The following is a 1039-nucleotide window of genomic DNA, read 5'->3' as shown; positions in this document are numbered from 1 at the left end:
TGCGCGCCAGCGCCGCCTACCGACAGACCGTGCTGGGCAACCTGCTGCAGCGCTACTGGCTCGAAAGCCAGGGCCTGCAGGGCATCAACCTCGACAGCCTCAAGACCGTGGAGGCCCTGACATGAACGCACCCGACCTTCTCCAACCGACCACATCCGTTCACCCTGAGCCTGTCGAAGGGCTCACGACGGCTTCGGCAGTGCCTGTCCTGCGCCTGTCGAAGGGCTCAGCCCGAACGGGCGGGGCTGCCGCGGCTGGCCAGTCCCGATTCCATGAAAGCGCCCGCGCCCAGGTGGCCGGCGCCGCCACCTACATCGACGACATCCCCGAGGTGCGCGGCACGCTGCACGCCGCGCCGGTGTGTTCGCCCGTGGCGCATGGCCGGCTCAAGGGCATCGACGCCACGGCCGCGCTGGCCCTGCCCGGTGTGCGCGCCTTCATCGGTGTTACCGACATCCCGGGTGACACCACGCTGGCGGCCTTCGCGCACGACGAGCCGGTGTTCGCAATGGACACGGTGCAGTTCCTCGGCCAGGTCGGCGGCCTGATCGTGGCCGACGACGCCCTGACCGCGCGCCGCGCCGCGCGGCTGGTGACGTGGGCCATCGAGGCGCTGGACCCGGTGCTGACGGTGCACGAAGCCCATGCGCTGGAAAGCTATGTGCTGCCGCCGGTGCACGTGACCCGCGGTGATGCGCAAGCGGCGTTGAAACGCGCGCCGCACCAGCTGGAAGGCGCTTTCGAGGTCGGTGGCCAGGAACACTTCTACCTTGAAGGCCAGATCGCCTACGTGCTGCCGCTGGAGCAGCAGCAGTGGTGGGTCCACAGCAGCACCCAGCACCCGGGCGAGGTCCAGCACTGGGTCTCACACGCGCTGGGCCTGGCCAACCACGCGGTCACGGTCGAGTGCCGGCGCATGGGCGGCGGTTTCGGCGGCAAGGAGACGCAGGCCGGTCACCTGGCGGTGTGGGCCGCGGTCGCGGCCAACAAGCTGCGCTGCCCCGTCAAGCTGCGGCTGGACCGCGACGACGACTTCATG

1 protein-coding gene is annotated in these 1039 nt (G+C 70.2%); it reads left to right on the top strand.

Annotated elements, in window-relative coordinates:
* Window positions 1-121 precede the first annotated feature (121 nt).
* Window positions 122-1039, top strand: a 918-nt coding sequence (locus tag IV088_RS11655; RefSeq protein WP_291101995.1) for a molybdopterin cofactor-binding domain-containing protein, incomplete at its 3' end; no start/stop codon positions are given.

Source organism: Hydrogenophaga sp. (genome assembly GCF_018780075.1).
GTDB lineage: Bacteria > Pseudomonadota > Gammaproteobacteria > Burkholderiales > Burkholderiaceae_C > Hydrogenophaga.
Note: the sequence above shows the minus strand (reverse complement) of the source record. Positions and strands in the feature narration are given on the sequence as shown.